A 23,692-nucleotide genomic window follows, 5' to 3' on the forward strand; every position below is an offset into this window, starting at 1 on the left:
TGCAGGATTTAAACACGATGTTTTATCTGCTCCAGCTGGCCCAAATGACATCCACGCGGTGAAAGCCATTCCAACACCCATGCGTTAATTGAAGGAACTGAATGTACATGAACATGCAAGAAATTGTGGCTGACTTATCTTCGCATACCCCGATGATGCAACAATATTTAAAAGTGAAGATACAACATCCACATTCTTTAATGTTTTATCGAATGGGTGATTTCTACGAATTATTTTTTGATGATGCGCACAAGGCGGCCAAACTGTTAGGCATTACCCTGACCCATCGCGGTAAGGCCAATGGCCAGCCAATTCCGATGGCCGGCGTGCCCTATCATTCTGCCGAAGGTTATCTGGCGCGACTAGTCAAAAAAGGCGAAACCGTGGTGATCTGCGAGCAAATTGGCGAGGTAACTGGCAAAGGCCCGGTGGAACGTGGCGTAGTACGGATTATTACCCCCGGCACACTCACCGATGATGCCCTGCTCAACAGCTATCAATCTTCCAATCTGGTCGCGCTCTGTTTACAGCAGAACCAGATCGGGATTGCACTGCTAGATTTAAGTGCCGGTATTTTCAAGGTCCAGCAGCAGGAGTATCAACCGGAACAGCTGGCGATTGAACTGTCACGTCTCATGCCAAGCGAAATTGTGGTCGATGAAGATATTGTCGATCCGAATATCATCGAGTCTGTTAAAAAACAGCTGGATTGCCCGGTTACCAAACGTCCAAATGTCGATTTTAACCTGAATAATGCCCAGAAAACCCTGTGTGACCAGCTAGGCGTAGCTACCCTATCTGGCTTTGGGATTGATCATTTGCCATTGGCCAAAGCCGCCGCCGCCGCCTTGATTCACTATGCCAAAGAAACCCAAAGAACGGCGTTGCCGCATATCCGCTCGATTCAGCTGGAACAAAGTAGCGATTTTATTGCGCTAGACCCGGTGACCCGGCGTAATCTGGAACTGATTGAACCTTTATTTGAACACGGCACCTCACTGTTTCAGCTGATTAATGACTGCCAGACCGCGATGGGTGGTCGTCTACTTAGCCGCACCTTAATGCAACCGCTACGTGATACCGCACTGCTGGATGCAAGGCTGGATGCGACCGAAGCGATTTTAACCGGTTATCACGATGCACCAATTCGTCTGGTACTGAAAGAAATTAGTGATATTGAACGTGTGCTGAGCCGGGTCGCTTTAGGCAGTGCGCGCCCACGTGATCTGGTGCAGCTGCGTCAGGCCTGTGCCCAGATTCCGTATTTACGTCATGCCGTGCAGCCGATTGTCAGTGCCGGCCAATCCAAATATTTACAACAGCTGAATGAAGAACTGGGCGATTTTCAGGACCTTTACCAGCGTTTAATGGCGGCCATTGTGGAACAGCCACCGGTGTTGCTGCGTGATGGTAATGTCATTGCCGAAGGCTTTGACAGCGAGCTGGATGAGTTACGTCAAATCCGTGATCATGCCGGCCAGTTCCTGATTGATCTGGAAATTCAGGAGCGTGAACGTACTGGCATCAACACGCTTAAAATTGGCTATAACCGCGTTAGTGGCTACTATATTGAACTGTCCCGTGCGCAGGCTGAACAGGCACCGGAGCATTATATTCGCCGTCAGACCTTAAAAAATGCCGAGCGTTATATCACCCCAGAACTGAAAAGTTTTGAAGACAAAGTATTATCGAGTGAATCACGCGCGCTGGCACGGGAAAAAATGCTGTTTGAAATGCTGCTGGATGAGCTGCGTCAGGACATTGGCAATTTGCAGATGATGAGCAGCGCCATTGCCCAGATTGATGTGCTGGCCAACTTTGCCCATCAGGCCCGCCTGAAAAACTGGACCCGTCCGGAATTTTCACCGGAAATTGGAGTCAAGATTGTCGCCGGCCGTCATCCAGTGGTGGAAGCCTTGAGCAAAACCGCATTTACCCCAAATGACACCACACTGGATTTTAACCATCGTATGGCAATTATTACCGGGCCGAATATGGGCGGTAAATCGACCTTTATGCGCCAGACCGCACTAATTGCCCTGCTTGGCTATTGTGGCAGTTATGTGCCGGCTCAAGCTGCGGTGCTAGGTCCGATTGACCGGATTTTCACCCGGATTGGTTCGGCCGATGACCTGTCTACCGGTAAATCAACCTTTATGGTGGAAATGACCGAAACCTCGCAAATTCTGCATCATGCCACCAATCAGTCACTGGTGCTGATGGATGAAGTCGGCCGTGGCACCAGTACCTATGATGGCCTGTCCCTGGCCTGGGCCTGTGTGCTGGATTTAACCAAACGGATCAAATGCTTATGCCTGTTCGCTACACATTATTTCGAGCTGACCGAGCTGGGCAAAGAATCAGGTATTGATAATTATCATGTTACGGCCAAAGAACTCAATGGCAACCTGATTTTACTGCATAAAGTCCAGCAGGGTCCGGCCAGCCAGAGTCATGGTTTGCAGGTGGCCAAACTGGCCGGTATTCCTGCCAATGTGATTAAAGAAGCACAAAATCGCCTGAAGATTCTGGAAAAGCAGTCACATCAGTCGGTACAAAAATCGGTCCAGCATGATTTATTCAGTGAACCGGTGGTAGAAACTGAAGTGATTGAACGGATTGTCGAAGTTGAAAAACCATCACCGGCCCTCGAAGCCTTACGCCAACTGGATGTTGATAATCTCACTCCACGTCAGGCTCTAGAACAATTGTATGCCCTGAAAGAGCAGCTAAACACCTGATTCAAGACTTGAATCTCATATATGGAAAGGCTCTCATTTGAGAGTCTTTTTCATTTATAAGTTTTTTTGATGGTTTTATAGCACTTTTATCAAATTTAGTAGCACTGTCTATATCAAATATCAGTAAAAGCAATTGTTAGTTCACATCATTTTTGCCTAAAATACAGCTTAGTTATTAGAACCATATTTTTAGGTAGCTGTCGCCATGACATTTGTTGTGACTGAAAACTGTATTAAATGTAAATATCAAGACTGTGTAGAAGTATGCCCTGTAGATTGTTTCTATGAAGGTCCAAATTTCCTGGTGATTAACCCGGATGAATGTATCGACTGCGCACTGTGTGAACCTGAGTGTCCAGCCAATGCGATTTTCTCGGAAGATGAGCTACCAGAAGGTCAGGAAGTATTTATCGAGCTGAATGCTGAACTGGCAGAAAAATGGCCAAATATCACGCAAATTGGTGAACAGCCTGCTGACCGTGAAGAATGGAATGGCAAGCCGGACAAATTACAATACTTAGAAAAGTAATTTTAAAAAGATCAGCAAAAGCTGATCTTTTTTTATACCTAAAACACACATTTGATTGCAATATTTTCAATTTTTACCGAAGCTTTTAGATTAGAATGCTTAGGATTTTAGTAAACGTTTGATTTGCATAATGACGCAATTTCTCAAGGCGGTGCTCTCGCTCAGCATCGTGCCCCTGATCATGCTCGGATGTACAACCACACCGCAGAAAGGGAAAACGATTCATTCGCCTGATGGAAAACGGATTTATATCCCACAAGAAAAAATCAGCTATGAACGCAAGGTCGCACCAAAAGTGGTGCCCTATGCCTATAACAGCTGGATTGCCGTGACCGATAACCTGCGCCAGGTCCGCGAATATGAAAAATTCCTGAATGCTGAAGGCGTCGGCAATATTATTCCAAGTTTTGAATTACTGCGCACCGCACGTGACTGGCAAAAATGTGGCCGCTCGCAATACATGGTGCCCAACCGCGAATTATGGCGCAATCAGATTCCAACCTTAAAAGTCTTTAAATATCTGGTTGCCTCCAAAGTCCTGACCGATTTTGAAGTCACTTCAGTCTATCGCGATTTACCGCTGAACCAGTGCGCCGGTGGTGCCAGTTCCTCACGGCATTTATATAATTCCGCTATTGATTTCCGGATTGGGCCGGAATTTCCACAGCCGCAAGATTATGCCTTTATTGAAAATACCAAGTTCAGACTGTGCCAGTTCTGGACCCAGTATGGTCAAAGCCTGAATATGGGCTTGGGACTGTATGCTTCAGGGCAAATCCATATTGATACGCAGGGCTATCGTACCTGGGGACCGGATTTAAGCCGCTATTCGTCAATGTGCTATTACGAATAAATCCGGATCTGAATACGGAGGTGCTGCGGCACCTCTTTTTATGTCTATTAATTCTGCAACTCTCCCGATAAAAATTGCACTCTAGGGGGAAAAGTTTAAAATGCATACATTGCAACAAAGGTGCCCCCGACTATGAAACAAATGTGGACCGACCTCGACCACTACATCGAAACACATTTAATTCCTGAAGATCCGATTCTGACCCAAACCTTAAAACATACCGATGATCGGGGTTATCCGGATCACCTTGCTGTTGCGCCCAACCAGGGCATGTTGTTACAGATGTTAATTCAGATGAACGGCTGTAAACGTATTCTGGAACTTGGTACCTTTGCTGCCTATAGCACCATGTGGCTGGCGCGTGCCTTGCCGGAAGATGGCTATATTCTGACTATTGAAGGTCGTGATGCACACGCCGCCGTGGCACAGGAAAATATTGATCAGGCCAAGCTGAAACAGACTATTGATTTGCGTGTGGGCCGCGCCGCCGATATTTTAAAAAGCCTGCCAGCTGATACTGCCCCGTTTGACTTTATTTTTATTGATGCGGATAAACAGAGCTATCGGGAATATCTGGAACTGAGCCTGAATCTGTCACGCTCCGGCACCTTAATTTTTCTGGACAATGTAATTCGCGCCGGTGACATCATCAATCCGGACAATCACAAGCCCAGCATTGAAGGCATTCGCGAGATGTTTAAGCTGATGCAGGAGCATCCACGTTTATTGTCCTCAACTGCCTTGCAAACGGTAGGCAGCAAAGGACATGATGGCTTTGCCTTGGCCATCGTTAAATAAGGCCCAAACAGAACAAAAAACACACAAAATAATATTTATTTTATTTTTTATAAACTTACATATACTGTCCATATAGTTATCCACAATAAATGCGGATAACCTTGGACAGTAATTCATCAGATGCGTGTAAGATATTTGGGCTTTATTTCACTACCAGTAACGGCACATTCGAATTCCGGAAAATGGTGGTGGTAATACTGCCCAAGAAAAACTGATGGATTTTGCTGTGGCTAAAGGCCCCAAGCAGAATCAGCTGAATACCATGTTCACGCTGATAATCCAGAATATTCTCCGCCACATCGCCATAACGATATTCCACCACCACATCTAAACCAGCGGCTTTTAAATACTGGGTCGGCTCATTCAATATTTCCGGATGATCACCCACATACAGCAAATGACATTGCAGCAGACGCAGCAAATCACTTTGGGTGATGCGCTTCATGATTTTTAAGCAGGTTGGTGAATATTCATAAGCGAAAATAAAACGGGTTGGCGGTTTAAACTGCTCGCCCACCGTCATAACGGCACAATTGGCTCCGCGGATAAAGTTTTCGACATTACTGCCCAGTGCTTTATTGCGTTCGGCGGAACGCTCCCCGACCCGGCCAATAACTGCAATATCATCTTCTTGTAAGACATTAAAACTTTGTTCAAGAAAATCGCCTTTTTCCTGAATCTGGGTCGGCACAATATTATATTTTTGCTGCACCATCTCGGAAATATGACGCAGCAGATTATTACTATATTCCAGCGCAATGTCACTCTGCTTCTGTTCCAGCTCGGCCAGTTCCTTCAATAACATGGCATTGCTTTCAAAACCAATGACCCCGCTAATTTCACCTAAGTGATAACTGGCCGGATAATAGTCCAGCACCTGTAACAGCACCAGTTCCCGCTGGGTCTGCTTGGCTATCCACGCTGCGGCTTCCGCGAGTGCATTGATACAGGGTGAAGAATCAATACAGGCAATTACTCGTTTCATTGTCGCCTCTCTTGTTGCCTGTCTGCCAGGCTTTCGTTTTAATTGTTATCTAAAACTTAGCATAAGTCCTCAGCGGATGACATGACAAAATGTAAATAAAACACAGACATTTGAAGATAGAGAGCTACGTATGAGATTAATCACGATAACGAATCAAACGTGCCGGATTCCCCGCAACAATGGCCCGGCTTTCAATATCTTTGGTGACCATGCTGTGCATACCGACAACCGCATGGGCGCCAATTTTAATACCATCCTTAACGCCGACATGAGCACCCAGCCAGACATCGCGTTCAATTTCAATGCCCTGCGAACGCACCGGCTGCTGGTAAATCGGCTGAGCCAAATCCATGCCATGATCAAAGGCATATAAATGGCAATAGGCGGCAATACGCACCTGATCGTGAATCTTAATCCCGACCCGGCCCCCATCTAGAATACTATGATGATTAATTGCCACTTCACTGCCAATATGCAGCGGACCATGCAAGGTACAATCTGCAGCAATGAAGGTATTATCCCCAATAATAATTTTACGTCCCGGTTCGGCAAAAATATGCGCCAGCGGTGAAATAAAGCAGTTCTCGCCAATTTCTACCGTTTCCATCTCCATCAAATAGGCCTGATAGTCTTTTTGCCAGGCTTCGGCCCAAACCCGGTTTTTCGGTTTCAGCGACCAGTACAGCCATGGCATATAATTCAGCCGATGTTTATGCTGTTCCCGATATTTCAGCAAAGGATCATGTTCAGTCATCTGCTGGCTCCTCCATGACTTTGAGCTGTTCCCGGCCGCGGGTAACGTCCTGAATTTTTAAGGCCAAAGGCTCAATCTGATGCACCTGTAATAAGGCATTGACTTGCACGCCATCTGCCCCGTACTGTTCCTCAAACTCGATATTCTGGCTATTCAGTTCATATTGGAAAATGGCCCATTCATTAAACTGGCACTGAAACTCGACTTTTTTCTTTTCAATCAGTTCAATTTTTTCTGCCAGCAACAGACATTGCCCAGCACACCCCCCATAAGCGCGCACCAGACCACCGGTGCCAAGTTTAATCCCGCCATACCAGCGATTGACCAGCACCAGCACATTGGTCAGCTCATTGCCCTCAATGGTAGCCAGAATAGGTCGGCCGGCAGTGCCAGAAGGTTCACCATCATCATTAAAACGCACCTGATGGCCAATTTTCCATGCCCAGCATTGATGGGTAGTGGTCAGGTCTTTGTTGGCTTCCAGAAAATCTTTAACCGCCTGTTCGTTTTCTACCGGTACGGCAATGGCCTCAAAACGGCTCTTTTTAATATCTTCTTCAAAGCGAACAAGGGAGGCAATGGTAAATGGCATAACACAGCTAAAATGCAATAATCTCTGAAATTATAACGTGTTTTCAGGCAAATTTTGGCAATAAAAAACCTCCCAAACTGGGAGGTTATGTTGAGTTGACGATTAACGCTCGCGTAATGCTTCCTGGGCCTTGTTAAACGGTTTAATCAGATAATCCAGTACGGTTTTAGAACCAGTTTTAATATCAACCGTGGCCACCATTCCGGGGGTAATACTGAACTGCTGGCCAGATTTATTGGTCAGTTTATCGGTATCAGTCCGGATATAGACCCGGTAATAAAACTGGTCCTGCTTGACTTCATCACGGATGGTATCCGGTGAAATCACCGTGACCTTACCCTTTAAACCGCCATAAATCGAATAATCATAGGCGGTAATTTTGACCAGTGCTTCCTGGTCTGGGCGAATAAATGCAATATCTCGCGGCGAGATCCGCGCTTCAATTAACAGCTGTTCATCTAAAGGCACAATGGTCATTAACTTGCCATTTTGCGGTACGACCCCGCCAATGGTCATCACATCAATTTCCTTGACCACACCCCGTACCGGCGACTTGAAGACTGTGCGGTTCAAGGTATCGGACTTGCCACGTACCACCTGTTGCTGGGTCTGTACATCGGTACTGGACTTGGACAGCTCTTCACGCGCTTTGACATAATACTGGTTACGAATATCATTCATCTGGTTACGCAGGTCATTGGCCTCGCGTTTCAGACGCAGCACTTCCACCTCACTGGCCGCACCTTTGGCCACCAAGGGTTCAGTCATACGCAATTCCTGCTCGACCAGCACCAGAGCCTGCCGTAAACCGGCCAGCGATTCTTCTAAGTTGGCCCGGCGCGAATTGTATAAAGCAGTTTCCTGCTGTACCAGTTTTGGCTCTTTCAGCACTTCTTCCGGAAAAACCAGGGGTGTGCCATTTACTTCAGCGCGTAACCGGGCCGAAGTCGCCAAGGAAGATACCAGCAAAGATTCCGATTCCCCCACATTAGAAGCAAACCGGGTCGGGTCCAGCTGGGCCAGCACCTGACCCCGATTGACAATTTCCCCTTCGCGGACATTCAAGGTGGTGAGAATCCCGCCTTCTAAGGACTGTACCACCTGCTCTTTCGAAGATGGCACCACTTTACCAGTGCCGGTGGATACTTCTTCCAGCTTGAACAGCCAGGCCCAGAGTAGCAAAACTGCCAGTCCAATACAGATAATCCAGATAAACAGACTGGCTTTAGGTAAAGGTGGCTCCAGCTCGGTCACCTGCATTGAACGTTTGCTTAATTGTTCACTCATGACTTCGCTCCTGCCATCTGACGTGGTTGAGATGCAGACTGATTAAGAATCTGATCTCGTGGCCCGTCCATCACAATTTTTCCATCATTGACCACAATAATCCGGTCCACCAGCTCTAACACTGCACGGCGATGGGTGGCCACCACCAAAGTCCGGTGCCCAAGCCACATTTTCAAATGATCAATCAGCTGTTTCTCGGAGACATCATCAATTGCAGCCGTCGGTTCATCCAGCAATAAAATATTCGGCTGACGTAGCAGCAAACGTGCCAGCAGCAAGGCCTGTTTCTGGCCGCCAGAGAACCCCACACCACCTTCCAGAATCAGATGGTCCAGCCCTTCTTTCTTTTCCTGCACAAAGGCCAGCGCACCGGTAATTCGAAGTGCCTGTAAAATATCGTCATCATTGGCCAATGGTGCACCCAAAGTCAGGTTTTCCCGTACCGTGCCAAAAAACAGATGTGCATTCTGATTCAAGAGGCCCATATCACGGCGTACATCAGCAGGATCAATCAGGCCCAACTCTACGCCATCGAGTTTAATTTTGCCCTGATTCGGGGTTTGCATGCCGGAAAAAAGCTGCAACAAGGTAGATTTCCCGGCACCATTACGACCCAGAATGGCAATTTTTTCACCAGCTTTAATTTCGAGCTTGGGCACCATCAAGGTCGGTTTAGGATCATCTTCGCCATATTTAAAGCTGACCCCGCTTAATTCATAATGACCATTTAACACCGGACGATGAATTAAGTGGCTATGTTCCGGCTGATCAACCGGTTTTTTCATTAATTCATCCAGTCCCTGTTTCGCCACTTTGGCCTGTTGCAAACGGCCCAGCACGCCGGCAATCTGTGAAATTGGTGCCAGCATCCGTGAAGATAAAATTGAACAAGCCACCAGAGCACCGGTGGTCATTTCTCCATCCATCACAGCAAAACAGCCGACCAGCACCACAATTGCAAAGGTCAGCCCCTGAATTTTCTGGGTCCAGGCCGTCATCACCCCAACAATTTTACGCTGACGCATAGCAATATCGGCGGAGACTTCATTCATATGATTCCACTGGTTCTGGAAGCGGGCTTCGGCGCGTAATAACTTGATGTCTTCAATGCCCTGTACCGATTCCACCAGCATGGCATTGCGGATTGCTCCTTCACGCATCCCCTCATTAGCCAGTTTAGCCAGAGGCTTTTGCGCCAGAATACCGGGAATAATCATGAGCGGTACCACAATCAGCATCACCCAGAACAGGTTCCCGCCAATCACCCAGAACACGCCCAGGAACAGCAGGAAGAAAGGCAAATCAGCGATTGCAGAAATGGTGGTCGACGTCACCAGTTCACGCACCCCTTCCAGTTCACGGATTTGAGAAATAAAGGTCCCGGTCGATTTAGAGCGTTCACTGTTTTTAATCCGCAGCGCATGCCCATAGACCCGGTCTGAAATACGCAGATCAGCACGCTTGCCGATAATATCGGAAAGGTAAATCCGTGCGACCCTTAAACTAAACTCGAAAATGGCTGCAATTAGCACCCCTCCTGCCAACACCCACAAAGTGGGAACCGATTGTGCCGGAATTACCCGGTCATAGACATTCATCGAAAACAGGATGGTGGCCAGTGCCAGAATATTGGCCATCAGGGAGGCAAACATTACATCGATATAACGTTTCCAGTCCCGTAGCACAATTGACCAGAACCAGTTATCTTCATAGGGTTTGACATATTCATCTACCCGCGCATCGGGAACCGATTTTTCCGGGCGCAGGATATAGACATGCCACACATGCTCCGCCAAAGTATCGCTGGCCAGCGTTTGTGATAAACCCTGATCGTCACTGAACTGAATGCTCAGGTTGCCTTCGGCATCGACCTTGTCAATTACGCCCACCTGACCATCCTGGAATTCAACCAGTACCGGCAAACGCCAGGGATTGATCACCTCGGCGCTAAAGTCGGTTTTGCGCAGACTTAGGCCCACCTGACGGGCGATCAGATTTAAAATATCATCAATGTTCTGGTTCGGATTCCAGTCCAGCTGCAAGCGGATACGTTCTGCGGATGGTTCAATCCGGTAATGCTTGGCAATGCTCAGCACTGCTTGAAGCCACGGTTGATAATTTATTTTAGTACTCATGGCTGAACTTCAAACCCCTGAATGGATATATGGTTTAAATCATAAATATCGCGTGTCCGTCCGGTAATGGAGATATAGCGCGCAATGGCTGCATAAATATCAAAACGCGTATTTTCAATTTCCTGGGCGGCACTATGAATTGCCTGTTCGGCATTCAGTAAATCGACAGCTGAGCGCGTGCCTAATTTATATTGTTCCTGATACAGCTCTTTGGTCTGGATGGTGGTGGCCTGACGCTTGACCAGAATATTCATCTGGCGCTGCTTGTTCTGGATTTCTTCACGCAGCATGCGGGTTTCATCCAGCACCTCTAGATACACACTATTGACCCGTGCCTTGGCCGCTTCTTCTGCATAACTGGCCGCCCGGGTTTGTGACGCAATTGCGCCGCCCTGATAAAAGTTGCTATTGGCTTCCAGCATGATCGAATTATAGAGGCCATCATCTTCATTGTTATTCGGATTACGACCATTGATGGCCTGACTTATAGAACCTTTCACATTTAAAGTGGGATAAGCACTTAAACGTGATTGCTGCTTGCGTAATTTGGCCACTTTAACTTCAGCCTGAGCAGCCATTAGTCCGGGAATCTGCTGAAAAACCGGCTCTGAATATAATTGCGCCTCTTTCACCAGCCGCTCTGGAATCTGCCAGTTACGCTGATGAACCTCAAACCCGACCAAGGTGCGCAGCTTTTGCTGAAATTGGCGCAGCTGGGTTTGCTGCACAATTAAATTGGCTTCCGCAGCTTCCAGATTGGAACGGGCCTGAATCGGGTCGGCCTGGGTACTAATTCCGGCCTCGGCACGTAAATTGGTGATTTCCGCAATGCGGGCAATCCCCTGAATCTGCTCTTCAGCAATACGGGTAATTTCCTGATAGCGTTTGATATTAATCATGGCATTGGCAGTCTGGTAAGCAATATCATCAATACTGACCAGCACATTGGCCTGCTCTGCGGCCAAACGGGCCTGTTCCAAGTTGACACTGCTTTTGACCTTGCCAAAATCATAAAGCACTTGCGTGGCATTCAGGCTCAGCAGCTGACGGCCGCGCTCGCCTTTGGTCAGGTCTGCTGTGGAAATACCACCAGATAATTGCGGATAATAACCGGACTTCGCCACATCAATACTGGCATTCTGGGCTGCCAAAGTGGAAATGGCCTGGGAAATTTCAGGATGACGCTGAACAGCAGTCCGAATGGTGTCATTAAAACTTAAAGGCTGTTGCACAGAGGATCGGGCTGATGCCGCTGTTTCTGAAACAGATGATGCTGGTACTGCCCGGGGCATTTCCTGAATATTTTGTGTATCGAGCTGAAACTGGCTCAGTTCACTAATACGGACACGAGTAAAATTCTGGTCAGATTGCGGGATAAATAAACGTGCCACGCTCTGTTGAAGTGTTTGCCGTTCTGAAGTCGTCGTTTCAGCATAAAGCGACTGGCTCAGCAGTCCACTCAGCAATAAAGCCTGCCACAGTAGCGTCTGCCTGAATAATTTATTTTTATGAACTGTTAAGCTCTTGCAACCCATCATTGTCGTCATTCAAACTAATATTTTTAAAATTGTAAATGTTTTTAAGCTAGTTTTTTATACTTTTGTTAATTATAAAACGCTTTCAGGATAAAACACATACAACAAATAACAATTATATGTGTTTTTCACCAACTACACCTTAAAATCTTCGCCCAAGTAGACCTGTTTCACAGTTTCATTTTCCAGAATTTCCTGTGGGGTTCCTTCGGCAATCACTGCACCTTCACTGACAATATAAGCACGCTCACAAATTGCCAATGTTTCGCGCACGTTATGATCGGTAATTAATACACCAATTCCGCGATCTTTAAGGGTGCTAATAATATCTTTAATATCCCCGACAGAAATCGGGTCCACCCCGGCAAAAGGTTCATCCAGCAACATAAATTTCGGATCGGCAGCCAGAGCACGGGCAATTTCCGCACGACGTCGCTCACCACCGGAGACACTCATACCCAGTGAATCTTTAATATGGGTAATTTTAAAATCAGCCAGCAGTTCGGTTAAACGCTGCTGACGCTGCTGCTTGTTTAAGTCTTTACGGGTTTCCAGAATCGACATGATATTTTCAGCAATGGTCAGTTTTCTGAAAATTGACGCCTCTTGTGGCAGGTAACCAATGCCTTTGCGCGCACGTTCATGCATGGCCAGGTCAGATAAATCCAGTTCATCCAGATGAATTTCCCCCTTGTCCATACGTACCAAGCCAACCACCATATAGAAGCTGGTGGTTTTACCAGCACCATTTGGGCCAAGCAGTCCAACAATCTGGCCACTTTGCATGCAGAAAGAAACATCTTTCACCACCCAGCGCTTACTGTAGTTTTTGGCCAGGTGTTTGATTGTCAGAGTTTGTGGCTGTACGACCTGATCCATTAATCGCGTGCTCCCGGGAATGATTTTGAACTGGATGGTGGAATCACAATCTGTACGCGACCTGAAGATGATCCGGTGTTGTTTGGCGTACCAATGGCTTCAATATCGCCTTTATTCATACTATAACGCAAGGTATTGCCGCGAATGCTGGCCCCATCCTGCTGTAAAAATGCCCCGCCCGACAAGGTAATAATACCGGTTTCCGCATTGTAGACAATTTTCTGCGCTTGACCTTTGGCCAGACCTTTATTCGGGTCAGTCTTTTGCTGGAACTGTGCCGGACTGCCGTTGGCGGTAATAGTGCTGATTTCTTTTTTACTGTTCAGATTGGCCACAATTGAATTGGCCTGCAAGCGCATTGTGCCCTGCTCGATAATCACATTACCGGTATAGGTGGTAATGCCGGTACGCTCATTAAATGTCGCACGGTCGGCCACCAAGGTAATTGGCTGGTTCCGGTCTGAAGGCAAGGCCCAAGCTGTAGCTGAGGACAATACTGCCAAACCTACAAGCGCGGCTTTCTGCAGGAAAGTACGAGGTGTTGCAAGCTTCGGATTAACGTTCATATGTTCCTCGAATATTAAAAAATTCGTATTGACCATCATTCAAATTGGCTTTCAGTCCTTGGCTTACAAATTCAGCTTGTGGAGACTGCACCATCACCTGTTTATCGGTTTCAATTTCCCGACTGTCCGGATAGCCCGTCAATTCTGTCGTCTGCAGTTCTAATTGACCTTGCGCTAAAATTTTGGTGGCACGCACCTGGTCAGATAACACCACTTTTTCATTGTCATTATAGCCATGCGCCTGCTTAGCATAAAAAGTGGCATCAACTTTCCCTTCTTTATACATCGACGCATTCAGGTTCTGTAATTGAGAGGTCTGCTTTTGCATATCCTGCTCTAAACGGTCAACCTGAGCGCGAACATATAAATTCCCCTGTTCATCGGTTTGAGTCAGGTTAATCTGCTCCGCCGTATAGGTCATACTTCTGGAACCCTCGGTATCCAGTTTATTGCCTTTACCGCTGTAATAGTAATAACCACCACTTACAGCTGCAATTGCAATCGCAGTAATATATAAAACTCGGGTATCCATAAGTGGGGTTTTAACTCAACTCAATCAGAGGAATATCTTATTAATGAGGGATCGCGGTATACTTTTCAAGTAACTGTTCGTATACGCCTTTTGACATCAGGATCATGTCGCAGATTTCACGTACCGCACCGCGGCCTCCTTGGGCCTGAGTCACCAGATCAGCACGACGACGCACTTCAACATGACCATTCGGCACCGTGACTTTCATGCCAGCAATGGCAAAGGCAGATAAATCTGGCCAGTCATCGCCCATATACAGACAGTCTTCTGGTGCCAGATTCAGCTGGGCACAGGCTTCACGTAAAGCCACACCCTTGTCTTCACGGCCCTGATAAATCAGGTCCACACCCAAGGCATTCATACGTTTTTCAACAATATGGCTGGTACGCCCGGTAATGATGATGACTTTCACCCCGGCCTGCTGCACCAGTTTCATGCCCAGACCATCACGAATATCAAAGTTTTTAATTTCATCACCGCTATTGGTTAAGGTAACAAAGCCATCACTTAAAATACCATCGACATCTAAAACCAAAGCCTCAACGTGACGTGCCTGTTCCAATAAAATATACGATGCCATTTTTTAATTTACCCCGGCCTGAATCAGGTCATGCATACTGATCACACCAATCACCTGATGTGCATCATTGACCACTACAAATTGATTAATTTTTTTATCGCGTAACTGTGCCAGTGCTTCAACCGCACGGGCTTCCTGAGAAATGGTCGCAGGCTGCTTGATCATGACTTCAGCCACCGGCAGATGAATATCAAAGCCCTGCTGTTTGTCGATTAAACGGCGCAAATCACCATCAGTGAAAATTCCCAATAAGGTGTCCTGTTCATCCACCACCGTGGTCAGCCCCAAACGCTTGTCGGAAATTTCATACAGCACTTTGTTCATTGGGGTTTCTGGCGCGACTTTTGGCAGCTCGGCGCCGGTATGCATTAAGTGTTTGACATGCAACAGCAAGCGTTTACCCAAAGCACCCGCAGGATGGGAACGGGCGAAATCATCTGCGGTAAACCCACGCGCATCAAGTAAGGCCACAGCCAGTGCATCCCCTAAGGCCAATGTTGCGGTGGTGCTCGAGGTCGGTGCCAGACCCAGTGGGCAGGCTTCCTGAATGTTCCCTAAAGTTAAAGCCACATCGGCATTTTGTGGCATTGGGCCGCTGTCATCTCCGCTGATGGTAATTAACGGCACTTGCAGATGTTTGATCAGCGGCATCAGCATCATGATTTCATCACTTTTGCCAGAATTGGAGATGGCAATCAGCACATCACCCCGTACCAGCATGCCTAAATCGCCATGTCCTGCTTCGCCCGGATGCATAAAGAATGAAGGTGTACCGGTCGAGGCAAAAGTCGCCGCCATTTTACGGCCAATATGCCCGGATTTCCCCATACCGGTGATCACCACACGGCCTTTACATTGCAAAATAATTTCGCAGGCGCGGCTAAAGCGCTCGTCAATTTGTGTGGCCAGTGTTTGCAGAGCTTGTTCTTCTATACGCAAGGTACTGAGCGCCACACCTTGAAAATCAATCGGGTTTGACATGTTTTCAGAATTCAAATTTTTAACCTTCGTTCAGGGCTGAACGGTCTTCATTCAAGCAGAAATTAATTTTCGCAATTTTAGCATATCTATGCAAATGTCACGTTTTTAAATGTATAAGATTTCACACGATTTCTTCATGATTCCGCCTGTTGTTGATAAACCACAGCACAGGAAGATGGTGAACATGAGTCTCATTTTTTAGCTCAGGCAGTTAAGCTAAGTTTGAGTGTAGATAATGGATAATGTTTCATATCTGGATAAAAACGCATAAAAAAAGCCTCAATCATTTGACTGAGGCTTTTAAAATTTTGGAGCGGGAAACGAGACTCGAACTCGCGACCCCAACCTTGGCAAGGTTGTGCTCTACCAACTGAGCTATTCCCGCAATATGGAAGTGCATTATAGAGAGTTTCATACAACTGTCAACTCTTTATGCTTCCAAGTGGTGATTTAATCAGCACGACGCCAAACGGTACCCTGACGGGTATCTTCCAGCACCACGCCCTGATCCAGTAAAGACTGACGGATTTCATCGGCACGGGCAAAGTTTTTGTCTTTTTTGGCATCTTTACGCTGTTGAATCAGATCTTCAATCTGTTCTTCAGATAAACCAAGTGCATCCTGGCCAATGTCTGACTTCAGGAATTCATCGACATTGTGCTGTACCAAACCAAGAATATTGGTCAGATGACGCAAGGTAGCATAGAAGATTGCTGCCTGTTCGGCATTTTCTTCTTTCACCGCGCGGTTCAGTTCTTTATTGACTTCAAACAGCACTGCAATCGCTTCCGCGGTATTAAAATCATCCCGCATTGCGGTATTAAAGCGTTCGACCAATGTGTCATCTAGCGTTTCTAACAGCTTGTCGCCATACACGGCCTGATAGGCTTTAAATGAATGATAGAAACGGGACAGCGCCGTCTTGGCTTCTTTTAGTGCTACATCCGAGAAGTTCACCGGACTACGATAGTGTGAAGACACGATGAAATAACGGATCACTTCCGGATGGAATTTCTCCATCACATCCCGAATGGTGAAGAAGTTGCCGAGCGATTTTGACATTTTCTCGCCATCGACATTAATAAAGCCCACATGCATCCAGTAATTAACATACTGCTCACCGGTAGAGGCTTCAGACTGGGCAATTTCATTTTCATGATGCGGGAACATCAGGTCTGAACCACCACCATGAATATCAAAATGATTGCCCAGGCAGCAGGTCGACATCGCCGAACATTCAATATGCCAGCCCGGACGACCTTTGCCCCACGGTGATGGCCAAGCCGGTTCATTTTCTTTGGCATGTTTCCAGAGCACAAAGTCAAATGGATGTTTTTTCTCTACTTCGACATCGACACGCTCTGAAGCACCAGCCTGCATATCTTCCAGTTTACGACCGGATAAACGGCCATATTTTGCAAATTTTTCAACCTGGAAATAAACATCACCATTTGAAGCCGGATAAGCGGTGCCCTTGTCAACCAGATTGCCAATCATGTTTTGCATCTGGTCGATATAGTCAGTGGCACGCGGTGCTTCATCCGGGGCCAGACAGCCAAGGTTTTCTGCATCTTCATTCATGGCCTGAATAAAGCGGTCGGTTAAAGCGGTAATACTCTCGCCATTTTCATTGGCACGTTTGATAATTTTGTCGTCAATATCGGTGATATTGCGTACATATTTGACTTTCCAGCCCTGACTCCGCAAGAAACGGATGATGTAGTCAAATGCAACCATGACACGCGCGTGACCAATATGACAGTAGTCATACACGGTCATACCGCAGACATACATGTCGATCTGTCCATCGACGCGTGGCACGAATTCTACTTTTTTGCGCTGCTCTGAGTTATAGAGAACAAATGGTTGCATAGCTGTTCAAAAGACTTCAAATAAAAGGATGGTTCATCTTAACCTAAGCATTATTTTTCATAAAGTTTTCTCGTTATTTTTATCAAAAATCACTTATGCGGGCTTAAACTCAGGCACAACCCGGCTATTATGAGGATGAGTGCCCAGTTGAACGGGCTTTTAGCTGCGCTAAGCTCTGGTAAATTTGCTGAGCGATTTCCTCTCGCAGCGTGGTCAAATCTTCAGAACCTAATCTCTGCCCGACCTCTACCGGTGGCAAAAACTGAAAATAAAAAGGTACCCGCTTGGGAATCAGGTGTTTCGGTAATGATGGAATCACATCGCCATGACGTAATAATTTATCCAGTTGAGGGACTTTGAGCAGTTTCTGAAACAGACGATGCTGCACCACGGTTCTGGCATCAAAACCAAACTCGAAAATATCATCAGGGCCAAAGGCAGCAAAAGGAATAATGTCGTACTGAAATTCCTGTGCCAACTGTAAAAAGCCGTAGCGCTGTTTCCAGATCAATTGATACTGCTCACCCGGATGTTTCAGCACTTCACGTCCGCCACCCGGAAAGACCAGAATCGAATAGCCCTGCTGCATCAAGGCACGCACATATTCACGCTGGCCATCGACTGCGCCGAACTTTTTGACAATATCGCGCCAGATTGGCAAATAAAAATGGCTGTGGTCGGCAATACTAACCACAGCCACCTGATGTTCATTGAACAGATAATCAATAATAACGGGGGCATCAAAAATCCCGTAAAGGGAATGATTGCCCACATACATGGCAGGTCGGGATGCATCAATATATTCACTGCCTAAAAAGGTCGGCGTGAAATAGCGTTTAGATAAGGCGCTCAGCGTCTTGATCCATTTTGCATCATGCTGGACCTGCAATCTCTGCCCCTTAAACCACGTGTTTTTGTACCAGGATACAGCCCACCGAGTAGCCGGCACCAAATGAACATAACACGCCATATTCGCCATCATTCACTTCATGCGCAGTACGATGCAAGGCAATGATGACCCCGGCAGATGAAGTATTGGCAAACTCATCAAGAATAATTGGCACCAACGCCGGATCTGCTTCCGCAGCCGCTTTACCAACCACCAGTTTCAGAATCAGTTCGTTCATGCTGGCATTGGCCTGATGCAACCAGAAACGTTTTACATCGGCTGGTGCAATCGCATTTTTCTCCAGCTGCGCGGTAATCATTTTCGCAACCAGTGGACACACTTCTTTAAAGACTTTACGGCCGTCCTGACGGAAACGCTTGTCATCAATATCGGCATTTTCAGACAGATTCAGGAAACCGAAGTTGTTACGGATGTTGTTCGAGAACTGGGTAAATAACTGAGTGTCCACAATTTCAAAACCGGTTTTGCTGTCGGTGTCTTCAATAATTGACGCAGTGGCAACATCGCCAAAAATAAAGTGGCTGTCACGCGAACGGAAATCATTGTGTGCCGATGTAATTTCGACATTCACCAGCAAGACACGGCGCGCACCGCTTTTAATGGCATCATACGCCTGTTTTAAACCAAAGGTTGCTGCTGAACAGGCCACGTTCATGTCATAGGCATAGCCCTGAATCCCGAGTGCAGTCTGAATTTCAATGGCCACCGCCGGATAGGCACGCTGCATATTCGAGCAGGCCAGAATCACCACATCAATGTCTTCAGCCGTGACACCGGCATTTTCCATTGCCTGTTTGGCTGCAATTACGCCCCACTCGGCCTGAAGCGAGATTTCATCATCAGCGCGTTCTTTTAAATGTGGACGTAAACGGTTTGGATCAAGCAGACCGGTTTTCTCTGACACGTAGCGACGTTTCACGCCAGAGGCTTTTTCAATAAATTCTGCACTTGAGCCACGGCGTGCTTCTAACTCGCCCGCTGCAATTTTGTCAGCATTGGCCGAGTTATACTGTTCCACATAAGCATTTAAACTTTCAACTAACTCTTCATTGGTAATGACATCTTCAGGATGGAATAAGCCCGTACCGGTAATGCGAATGCCCATGTAAAACTCCTTTTTGAAATTCTCTCTATCTTAACCGATTCCCAGCTTTTCCCATACTTTTTGTAGCCGGTTTGGCGAAATTGGCATCTTGGTCTTCATTGGCTGCGAGAATAACGAGATGCGCAATTCTTCCACCATAAAGTACAATTCTTTCAAGCGGCTGTCATTTTTAAACTTGAACAGTTTGTCCATCCACGGGTCAATCTGCACAATGGCGGCATCATCACGTTGCAGGTTATTCGGCAAACGTTCCAAACGCAGCACCAGCGCTTTCAGATAACGTGGATATTCGCTCCAGACGTCTGCTGGCTTGTTATACACGAAATCGGCCAGGTTCATGAGGTCCAGCTGATCTTCAATATCATCCATATTTTTGGCAAAGACCGACTCATCCAGCATCAGCAGTTTACGGCGGATATCCTGCCATTGAATATAAATCTCATTAAAGCTGAACAGCGCTTTCTGTCCATGACTGAGGAATGATTTTTTTACCTCAAGTAGCAGCGTTTGGAACTGTTCAGCGTTGACTGGCAAGTCATCAATTGACATCTGCAAGGTGGCATAGACCAGCATCTGTTCCAGCTGTGCTTTATCGCCCAACGGAGAATAAGCCAGCGCCAGCGGTTTAGAAATCTGTTTTTTCAGCTGGCGGATTAAATCGCCCAGCTGCATATGAATCAGGCGAATCACCCCGGCCCGATGCTGTTTAATTGCCTCTGCCTGATCATTAAAGGTTTGAATCACCACACCAGATTCATCTTTCTGTTCCAGCGCAGCAAAGTCTTTGGTCGGTACCAGCGCCTGATACTGCTTGACCACCACGCCAGTGACTTTTTGCGAGGCTTCAAACACAAAGTTGTCAGGGAAGGTTTTAAATTCACCTTTCAGCTGTTTCACCGGACTATGGGTTTCGGTGCGGCAGCGGGCTTTCAACTCACTCAGGTCACGGCCCTGTTCGATGACCCGGCCTTTTTCATCAATCACTTTAATAAACGGCAGCAGATACTGATCGATCCGTTCAAAGCTAAAGTCTTTTTCAGTGATCTGATCGCCGCGCAGCTGAAAAGCTAGGAAGCTGAAAATATGCTCACGCAGATGTGTCGCATCAATTCGTGCACTCAGTTTGCGCGCGGTATCCGGAATTGGCACCAGGTTACGGCGTTTATCTTTCGGCAAGGCTTTCAGTAGCGCTTCAATCAGCTCTTCACGCCAGCCCGGAATCCCCCATGACCAGATATTTTCATCGACCTGTGGCAGGGCCTGAACCGGAATTTTTACCGTCGCACCATCTTCATCATGGCTCGGATCAAAACGGTAGCTGGCCGCCAGACGCAATTCGCCATTACGCAGATAATCCGGGAATTGCTGCGTGGTCGGGCGATCATTCAGCCACAAGGCATCATCATCAACAAATAAATAACGTGGCTCTTTCGGCTCGACTGTCGCGCGCCAGTCTTCAAAAGAACGGCGGCTGGCCACATCTGTCGGCACTTTTGCGGCATAGAACTGATAGATGGTTTCTTCATCTACCACCAGATCGCGGCGGCGCAGCTTGTCTTCGACCCGCTCCACTTCTTCCAGTTTGAGTAAATTATGCTTTAAGAACGGCGGCATAATTCCCAGGTTACCGGTAGTCAAGGCATCGCGCAGGAAAATCTCATGCGCCGCCGGCTGATCGACCTTTTCATAATTCACCTGACGTTTCGGTTCAATGATTAAACCAAACAGTGAAATCTGATCATAGGCATTGACCACTCCGGCTTTTTTCGACCAGTGCGGTTCAAAATAATGATGTTTTAACAGATCACGCGCCGCCAGAAGAATCCACTCCGGCTCAATTTTGGCCAGGGTCCGCAAATACACCTGCGAGGTTTCCACCATCTCAAAAGCCATCACCCACGGGGTATTGGTCTTATGCAAGGTTGAGGCCGGGAAAACCCGCGCTTTTTGCTGACGCACTGCCATAAACACATTACGTTCATCGGTTTTATTGGCAATAAACGATAACAGTCCGGTTAATAAAGCCCGGTGCAGATTTTCATAACTGGCTTTCTTTTCATTGAAAGACAGTTTTAAACCCTGTGCCAGATCGACCAGCTGCTCATGGGTTTTCTTCCATTCACGTAAACGCAACCAGCTCAGGAAATGATTACGGGCAAAACTGCGGCGCTTGTTTTCACTCAAGTCACGATTGGCCAGCAAGGCATCCCAGAGTTTGAGATAAAACAGGAAATCGGAATCGGCTTCACGGAACAAGGCATGTTTTTGATCGGCCTGCATCTGTTTGTCGGCCGGGCGTTCCCGTGGGTCCTGCACCGCCAGTGCCGCCACAATTACCAGAATTTCATTTAAGGCACCAAAATGTGCCCCGCCCAGAATCATTCGTGCCAGACGTGGATCAATCGGCATTTTTGCCATTTGCTGGCCAATTTTGGTTAAGGAATCTCCCCCAACCCCTCTTTTAGACAGAGGGAGATTATTATTTTCGTCAGTCGCTTTAGACGGATTCGCTTTCTTCTCCGTCATTGCGCCAAGCTCAATCAAAAGCTTGCGACCATCATTGACCAGTCGATGATCTGGGGGCTCGATAAAATCAAAATCTTCCAGCGAACCGAGGCCCAGACTTTGCATCTGCAAAATCACCGAAGCTAAGTTGGTGCGTTTAATTTCCGGTTCGGTAAATTCCGGACGGCTTAAGAAATCTTCTTCCGAATACAGACGGATACAGACACCCGGTGCAATACGGCCACAACGGCCTTTACGCTGGTTGGCTGCGGCTTGCGAAACTGCTTCAATTGGCAGACGCTGTACACGTGAACGATAGTTATAACGTGAAATCCGGGCAAAACCACTGTCAATCACATAGCGGATATTCGGTACAGTTAACGCCGTTTCCGCGACGTTGGTAGCAATAATAATCCGTCGGCCACCGCCCGATGGATTAAAGATTTTCTGCTGCTCGGCCAGGGCCAGACGTGCATATAGCGGCAACACTTCCGTATGGCGCGGGCCATGCTTGATCAAGGTTTCCTGTAATTCACGGATTTCCTGCTCGGTGCTGGCAAATACCAGGATATCGGCATGTTCAGGATGACCTTTTTCCTGTGCATCGGCAAAGCATTCTTCCACCGCCTGCACTACCGCACGCGGCAGGTTTTCTTCAAAGTCATCAAACTCATCATCATCACTACCGCCAATGCTCAGTTCGGAAATGGGACGGTAACGCACTTCGACCGGATAGCTGCGCCCTTCAACTTCAAAAATCGGCGCGCCATTAAAGTAATTGCTGAAACGGTTTACGTCCAAGGTCGCTGAGGTAATGATCACTTTGAGATCTTTACGCCGTGGCAACAGCTGCTTTAAATAGCCCATGATGAAGTCAATATTCAGGGAACGTTCATGCGCTTCATCAATAATAATGGTGTCGTATTTGCTTAAGTAACGGTCATTGGCCAGCTCTGCCAGTAAAATACCATCAGTCATTAAGCGGACAATTGAATCCTGCGAGCCCTGTTCATTAAAACGGACTTTAAAGGAAATGGATTCACCAAGTTTTTCACCGACTTCTTCGGCAATCCGCTGCGAGACACTGCGCGCGGCCAGACGACGCGGCTGGGTATGACCAATCAGACCGGTTAAACCGCGCCCGGCCAGCATGGCAATTTGCGGCAACTGGGTAGTTTTCCCCGAACCGGTTTCCCCCGCCACAATAATCACCTGATGTTTTTGAATTGCCTCAACCAGCTTGTCGGCGTATTGGGTGACCGGCAAATCCTGATTCAGTTTGATGTTTGGAATACGGCCCAGGCGTTCCCGAACTTTCAGATTGGATTTTTCAAATAGCTCAGAATATTGTTTTTCATTTGCATCTTTTCCTTTACGCAGTCGATTTAAACGATGACGGTCACGCGCCATAACGAGTTGATCTACATTTAAATGACTCTGCACAGAACAAGATTCCTAATTTAAATAAAAAAATATCAATCGGCTATTTTACGCTGTAATGACAGCCAGCGGAAGAATCCGCCCATGAAATGAACGAACAGACCCTCCAGCCT

At 47.1% G+C, this 23,692-nt stretch carries 19 protein-coding genes and 1 tRNA gene; 4 read left to right on the plus strand and 16 right to left on the minus strand.

Annotated elements, in window-relative coordinates; translation table 11 throughout:
• The first annotated feature begins 107 nt into the window (after nucleotides 1-107).
• From mutS to FTU54_RS00540, 4 genes are all read left to right on the plus strand, one after another.
• A complete protein-coding gene (gene mutS, locus FTU54_RS00525) occupies nucleotides 108-2,741 on the plus strand; it encodes a DNA mismatch repair protein MutS (protein WP_180074243.1) in 2,634 nt (877 codons plus the stop codon).
• A gap of 205 nt (nucleotides 2,742-2,946) precedes the next feature.
• Nucleotides 2,947-3,270: a ferredoxin FdxA gene (gene fdxA, locus FTU54_RS00530; protein ID WP_005178805.1), complete on the plus strand. Its 324-nt coding sequence runs from the start codon at nucleotides 2,947-2,949 to the stop codon at nucleotides 3,268-3,270.
• A gap of 130 nt (nucleotides 3,271-3,400) precedes the next feature.
• Nucleotides 3,401-4,123 (plus strand): D-Ala-D-Ala carboxypeptidase family metallohydrolase, encoded by a 723-nt coding sequence (locus FTU54_RS00535; protein WP_005178806.1) that lies wholly within the window; start codon nucleotides 3,401-3,403, stop codon nucleotides 4,121-4,123.
• Between the two features lie 132 nt (nucleotides 4,124-4,255).
• Nucleotides 4,256-4,921 (plus strand): O-methyltransferase, encoded by a 666-nt coding sequence (locus FTU54_RS00540; RefSeq protein WP_180074245.1) that lies wholly within the window; start codon nucleotides 4,256-4,258, stop codon nucleotides 4,919-4,921.
• 142 nt (nucleotides 4,922-5,063) lie between these two features.
• On the opposite strand, the gene FTU54_RS00545 is transcribed toward FTU54_RS00540, so the two are convergent.
• The 16 genes from FTU54_RS00545 to hrpA all read right to left on the minus strand — a co-directional run bounded on the left by FTU54_RS00545 (nucleotide 5,064) and on the right by hrpA (nucleotide 23,582).
• Nucleotides 5,064-5,906 carry a universal stress protein gene (locus tag FTU54_RS00545; RefSeq protein ID WP_005178808.1) on the minus strand — a complete coding sequence of 281 codons (843 nt, stop codon included), beginning with the start codon at nucleotides 5,904-5,906 and terminating at the stop codon, nucleotides 5,064-5,066.
• A 136-nt stretch (nucleotides 5,907-6,042) separates the two neighbouring features.
• Nucleotides 6,043-6,660: a DapH/DapD/GlmU-related protein gene (locus FTU54_RS00550; RefSeq protein WP_104471028.1), complete on the minus strand. Its 618-nt coding sequence runs from the start codon at nucleotides 6,658-6,660 to the stop codon at nucleotides 6,043-6,045.
• Complete coding sequence (locus FTU54_RS00555; RefSeq protein WP_016659117.1) at nucleotides 6,653-7,252, minus strand: YigZ family protein; 600 nt, start codon at nucleotides 7,250-7,252, stop codon at nucleotides 6,653-6,655. Before FTU54_RS00555 ends, FTU54_RS00550 begins: the two co-directional genes overlap by 8 nt.
• Before the next feature lie 102 nt (nucleotides 7,253-7,354).
• Nucleotides 7,355-8,539 (minus strand): HlyD family efflux transporter periplasmic adaptor subunit, encoded by a 1,185-nt coding sequence (locus tag FTU54_RS00560; RefSeq protein WP_005178811.1) that lies wholly within the window; start codon nucleotides 8,537-8,539, stop codon nucleotides 7,355-7,357.
• The gene (locus tag FTU54_RS00565; RefSeq protein WP_180074247.1) at nucleotides 8,536-10,674 is read right to left on the minus strand and encodes a type I secretion system permease/ATPase; all 2,139 of its coding nucleotides are present in this window, start codon (nucleotides 10,672-10,674) and stop codon (nucleotides 8,536-8,538) included. The genes FTU54_RS00560 and FTU54_RS00565 overlap by 4 nt, the downstream gene beginning before the upstream one ends.
• Nucleotides 10,671-12,212, minus strand: a complete 1,542-nt coding sequence (locus FTU54_RS00570) for a TolC family outer membrane protein (protein ID WP_180074249.1) — start codon at nucleotides 12,210-12,212, stop codon at nucleotides 10,671-10,673. Before FTU54_RS00570 ends, FTU54_RS00565 begins: the two co-directional genes overlap by 4 nt.
• A 132-nt stretch (nucleotides 12,213-12,344) precedes the next feature.
• Nucleotides 12,345-13,088, minus strand: coding sequence for an LPS export ABC transporter ATP-binding protein (lptB, locus tag FTU54_RS00575; RefSeq protein ID WP_005178814.1), 744 nt, complete (start codon nucleotides 13,086-13,088; stop codon nucleotides 12,345-12,347).
• Complete coding sequence (lptA, locus tag FTU54_RS00580) at nucleotides 13,088-13,654, minus strand: lipopolysaccharide transport periplasmic protein LptA (protein ID WP_045794900.1); 567 nt, start codon at nucleotides 13,652-13,654, stop codon at nucleotides 13,088-13,090. Before lptA ends, lptB begins: the two co-directional genes overlap by 1 nt.
• Nucleotides 13,644-14,186, minus strand: a complete 543-nt coding sequence (lptC, locus tag FTU54_RS00585) for an LPS export ABC transporter periplasmic protein LptC (protein WP_005178816.1) — start codon at nucleotides 14,184-14,186, stop codon at nucleotides 13,644-13,646. Before lptC ends, lptA begins: the two co-directional genes overlap by 11 nt.
• A gap of 40 nt (nucleotides 14,187-14,226) precedes the next feature.
• Complete coding sequence (locus tag FTU54_RS00590) at nucleotides 14,227-14,766, minus strand: HAD family hydrolase (protein ID WP_005178818.1); 540 nt, start codon at nucleotides 14,764-14,766, stop codon at nucleotides 14,227-14,229.
• A 3-nt stretch (nucleotides 14,767-14,769) separates the two neighbouring features.
• The gene (locus FTU54_RS00595) at nucleotides 14,770-15,747 is read right to left on the minus strand and encodes an SIS domain-containing protein (protein WP_005178820.1); all 978 of its coding nucleotides are present in this window, start codon (nucleotides 15,745-15,747) and stop codon (nucleotides 14,770-14,772) included.
• A 309-nt stretch (nucleotides 15,748-16,056) separates the two neighbouring features.
• Nucleotides 16,057-16,132 (minus strand) — tRNA-Gly (locus tag FTU54_RS00600).
• 65 nt (nucleotides 16,133-16,197) lie between these two features.
• Nucleotides 16,198-17,619: a cysteine--tRNA ligase gene (cysS, locus tag FTU54_RS00605; protein WP_127798772.1), complete on the minus strand. Its 1,422-nt coding sequence runs from the start codon at nucleotides 17,617-17,619 to the stop codon at nucleotides 16,198-16,200.
• Nucleotides 17,620-17,746: 127 nt separating this feature from the next.
• Nucleotides 17,747-18,508: a lysophospholipid acyltransferase family protein gene (locus FTU54_RS00610; protein WP_127798774.1), complete on the minus strand. Its 762-nt coding sequence runs from the start codon at nucleotides 18,506-18,508 to the stop codon at nucleotides 17,747-17,749.
• Nucleotides 18,509-18,518: 10 nt separating this feature from the next.
• A complete protein-coding gene (locus FTU54_RS00615; protein WP_016659123.1) occupies nucleotides 18,519-19,634 on the minus strand; it encodes a beta-ketoacyl-ACP synthase III in 1,116 nt (371 codons plus the stop codon).
• Nucleotides 19,635-19,664: 30 nt separating this feature from the next.
• A complete protein-coding gene (hrpA, locus tag FTU54_RS00620; protein ID WP_180074251.1) occupies nucleotides 19,665-23,582 on the minus strand; it encodes an ATP-dependent RNA helicase HrpA in 3,918 nt (1,305 codons plus the stop codon).
• Nucleotides 23,583-23,692 lie beyond the last annotated feature (110 nt).

The organism is Acinetobacter sp. YH12116, assembly GCF_013418895.1.
GTDB classification, from domain to species: Bacteria; Pseudomonadota; Gammaproteobacteria; order Pseudomonadales; family Moraxellaceae; genus Acinetobacter; species Acinetobacter indicus.

Coding starts and splice junctions, on each gene's coding strand:
- FTU54_RS00615 (WP_016659123.1), bottom strand. CDS start 19,634: ATGGGCATTCGCATTACCGGTACGGGCTTATTCCATCCTGAAGATGTC.
- FTU54_RS00550 (WP_104471028.1), bottom strand. CDS start 6,660: ATGACTGAACATGATCCTTTGCTGAAATATCGGGAACAGCATAAACAT.
- FTU54_RS00560 (WP_005178811.1), bottom strand. CDS start 8,539: ATGAGTGAACAATTAAGCAAACGTTCAATGCAGGTGACCGAGCTGGAG.
- cysS (WP_127798772.1), bottom strand. CDS start 17,619: ATGCAACCATTTGTTCTCTATAACTCAGAGCAGCGCAAAAAAGTAGAA.
- FTU54_RS00570 (WP_180074249.1), bottom strand. CDS start 12,212: ATGATGGGTTGCAAGAGCTTAACAGTTCATAAAAATAAATTATTCAGG.
- mutS (WP_180074243.1), top strand. CDS start 108: ATGAACATGCAAGAAATTGTGGCTGACTTATCTTCGCATACCCCGATG.
- FTU54_RS00540 (WP_180074245.1), top strand. CDS start 4,256: ATGAAACAAATGTGGACCGACCTCGACCACTACATCGAAACACATTTA.
- FTU54_RS00535 (WP_005178806.1), top strand. CDS start 3,401: ATGACGCAATTTCTCAAGGCGGTGCTCTCGCTCAGCATCGTGCCCCTG.
- fdxA (WP_005178805.1), top strand. CDS start 2,947: ATGACATTTGTTGTGACTGAAAACTGTATTAAATGTAAATATCAAGAC.
- lptC (WP_005178816.1), bottom strand. CDS start 14,186: ATGGATACCCGAGTTTTATATATTACTGCGATTGCAATTGCAGCTGTA.
- lptA (WP_045794900.1), bottom strand. CDS start 13,654: ATGAACGTTAATCCGAAGCTTGCAACACCTCGTACTTTCCTGCAGAAA.
- FTU54_RS00555 (WP_016659117.1), bottom strand. CDS start 7,252: ATGCCATTTACCATTGCCTCCCTTGTTCGCTTTGAAGAAGATATTAAA.
- lptB (WP_005178814.1), bottom strand. CDS start 13,088: ATGGATCAGGTCGTACAGCCACAAACTCTGACAATCAAACACCTGGCC.
- FTU54_RS00545 (WP_005178808.1), bottom strand. CDS start 5,906: ATGAAACGAGTAATTGCCTGTATTGATTCTTCACCCTGTATCAATGCA.
- FTU54_RS00595 (WP_005178820.1), bottom strand. CDS start 15,747: ATGTCAAACCCGATTGATTTTCAAGGTGTGGCGCTCAGTACCTTGCGT.
- FTU54_RS00590 (WP_005178818.1), bottom strand. CDS start 14,766: ATGGCATCGTATATTTTATTGGAACAGGCACGTCACGTTGAGGCTTTG.
- FTU54_RS00565 (WP_180074247.1), bottom strand. CDS start 10,674: ATGAGTACTAAAATAAATTATCAACCGTGGCTTCAAGCAGTGCTGAGC.